The organism is Mesorhizobium sp. M2A.F.Ca.ET.067.02.1.1, from assembly GCF_004023285.1.
Classification (GTDB): Bacteria; Pseudomonadota; Alphaproteobacteria; order Rhizobiales; family Rhizobiaceae; genus Mesorhizobium.
In genome coordinates this window covers 1-2,480 of record NZ_RZSB01000828.1, presented here as the reverse complement: position 1 = coordinate 2,480, position 2,480 = coordinate 1, and the positions used below count along the sequence as shown (strand labels likewise).

Here is a 2,480-nt window from a genome sequence, read left to right as displayed (position 1 = left end):
CCGCCAAGCACGGCGAGCTGCAGGACGGCATGTTCGGTTGCATTGGTCATGGCGAAACGTCCGCTTCTGATTGAGGCTGACAGGGAAGGCTTGCCCGGCCCGGCCGCCCGACCTTTCGATAATGTCGCCGGCGCGGCGAGGTTCCCCTGCGCCTTGGGAGCGCAGGGGCGCTTGCGGCCTTGCCGCCGCGGCCATTGCACAGTAATGACGGGGTTGGCGCGAGGTTTCGGGCTCCCGATGGGACCCGGGAATGGCGCCGAACAACGGTGCCCGATTTCCGGGCGGCAAAGAGGTGGTCATGTCCGCGCGCATTTTCAGTCCAGCCAAAACCGCGATGCAGTCCGGCAAGGCCAAGACCGGACATTGGGTGCTGGAGTTCGATCCCGCGCAGCGCAAGAAGATCGACCCGCTGATGGGCTACACCACCTCCGGCGACATGCTGAGCCAGGTGAAGCTCACCTTCGACACGAAGGAAGAAGCGGTGGCCTATGCCGAGAAGGAAAAGATCGCCTATCGCGTCGAAGAGCCGAAGGAAGCCAAGCGCCGGCAGATTTCCTATTCGGACAATTTCCGCTATGACCGCAGGACGCCCTGGACGCACTGACTTCCCGAGTCTTGCATCGCTTGGCGTAACGCAGCAGCCGGCCCGGCCGGCCGACGGTCCCGTAGCTCAGCTGGATAGAGCACCGGCCTTCTAAGCCGATGGTCGCAGGTTCGAATCCTGCCGGGATCGCCATTCCCTTGGCGCGGTTCGTGTGCGGACCTCACTTCCGCATCAGTTTAGGGGAGGGTTCGGCTAGCCATTGCTTGCCGTCTTTCTCGCTGGCCCATGGATTGCCGAAAGCCTTGGTCGGCAACGGTTCTTCGTCAAATTCGAGCCGTGCCTTCACGGCCCGCCGCTCGCGCCGATGCTCGGCTTGCTTGAATGCCTTGTCGCTGTCGACTGTGGTCATGCCGACGATCGGGGGTATTCCTTCGGGATCGGCTCATAGGCGTCACTTATCACAGAATGTGCGCAATAGGGCAGCGGGCGGGCCCGCTGCGCCGGTCATCGATCTAAACCTCAGCCAGCAACTCCATCACGAACTCCACGAACGCCCGCACCTTGGCGGTGCGGTATTGTCGCGAAGGGTAGATCGCGTGGAGCGGGAAGAGCTCGTCGGACCAATCCGGAAACAGGTCGATCAGCCGGCCGTCGCGCACCTGCTCGCGCGTGGCGAATTCCAGCACCTGCGCGATGCCGGCACCGGACAGGCAGGCGTTGAGCATGGTCGGCGCGTCGGAGGTCATCAGCCTGGTCCGAACGCTGACCGGCAGCGCCTCGTTGCCGCGGCGAAATTCCCACTCATAGGCGCGGCCATGCGCGGCGTCCCAGAAATCGATGGCGTAGTGGTCGGGCAGGTCGGCAGGGTGCCGCGGACGCCCTCGGCGCTCGACATAGGCGGGCGCCGCGACGGTGAGTACGCGCGTCTCGAACAGTTTGCGCGCGGTGAATGAGCCGGCCGGCGGATCGCCGAAGCGCAAGGCAAGATCGAACCCGTCCGCCACCAGGTCGCCCACCGCGTCGCGCATGATGAGCTCGAGGCGAAGCTCCGGATAGAGCGCCAGGAACCGGCCCGCGTGCCCGGCCAGCACCAGCTGCGAGAAGAACGGGTCGACATTGACGCGCAGCCTGCCGCGAACCACCGAGGTGGCGCCGGTGGCCTCGACCGCCGCCTCCTCGATGCCGTCGAGGTGAGGGCCGACCCGCTCGTGGAAGCGCCGCCCTTCGTCCGTCAGGTGCATGGTGCGGGTCGTGCGGTCGAGCAGCCGCACCCCGATGCGGGCTTCCAGCCGCTGGATGGCGCGGCCGACGCCTGAGGCGGTCATGCCGAGCGAGTCCGCTGCCCGCGCCATCGAGCCGGCTTCGACCACCGCCATCAGCACCGTCACGCCGGACAGCAATCTTCCGTCATAAGACATGCGCTATTCCCAACCTGGAGTCCGGATTATGATGACATATCGGCGCTGTGATCAGCAAGCCAAGGGTGTGAAAAGACCGGCCAGAGACCGCCGGCCCGTCGTGGCCGCCGGCCGTGATCCCGTTCAACCACCACAAACGAAGGAAAGATCATGTACGCAGTTACCGCCATTACCGGCCGCATCGGCGGGGTTCTTGCCGAAACGCTGCTGGCATCGGGCCACAAGGTTCGGGCCGTTGTCCGCGACGAAGCCAAGGGCGCGCGGTGGCTGGCCAAAGGCTGCGAGGTCGCCGTCGCCGATCTCGGCGATCCCGGGCCTCTGGCCGCGGCGCTTTCGGGCGGCGAGGGCGCGTTCATCCTGTTGCCGCCGGTCTATGATTCCGAACCCGATTTCCCGGACGTGCTGCCGAAGATCGCCGTCGTCCGCGAGGCGCTGCACAGGGCGCTGCCGCCCAAGGTGGTCGTGCTGTCGACGATCGGCGCGGACGCCACGCAGCCCAATCTGCTCAATGTGTTGCG

4 protein-coding genes and 1 tRNA gene are annotated in these 2,480 nt (G+C 65.8%); 3 read left to right on the top strand and 2 right to left on the bottom strand.

What is annotated here, in order from left to right; translation table 11 throughout:
* Positions 1–298: 298 nt before the first annotated feature.
* Positions 299–604: an ETC complex I subunit gene (locus EOA28_RS32405; protein ID WP_112101520.1), complete on the top strand. Its 306-nt coding sequence runs from the start codon at positions 299–301 to the stop codon at positions 602–604.
* Between the two features lie 55 nt (positions 605–659).
* A tRNA-Arg gene (locus EOA28_RS32400) sits at positions 660–736 on the top strand.
* 28 nt (positions 737–764) lie between these two features.
* Here EOA28_RS32400 and EOA28_RS32395 read toward each other — a convergent pair.
* On the bottom strand, positions 765–953 hold the full coding sequence (locus tag EOA28_RS32395) for a hypothetical protein (RefSeq protein ID WP_126078159.1): 189 nt from the start codon (positions 951–953) through the stop codon (positions 765–767).
* A gap of 103 nt (positions 954–1,056) precedes the next feature.
* Positions 1,057–1,962 (bottom strand): LysR family transcriptional regulator, encoded by a 906-nt coding sequence (locus EOA28_RS32390; protein ID WP_126078158.1) that lies wholly within the window; start codon positions 1,960–1,962, stop codon positions 1,057–1,059.
* Between the two features lie 150 nt (positions 1,963–2,112).
* Between EOA28_RS32390 and EOA28_RS32385 the strand changes: the two genes are divergently transcribed.
* The coding region (locus tag EOA28_RS32385) for an NAD(P)H-binding protein (RefSeq protein ID WP_148670997.1) at positions 2,113–2,480 on the top strand (368 nt) is incomplete at its 3' end.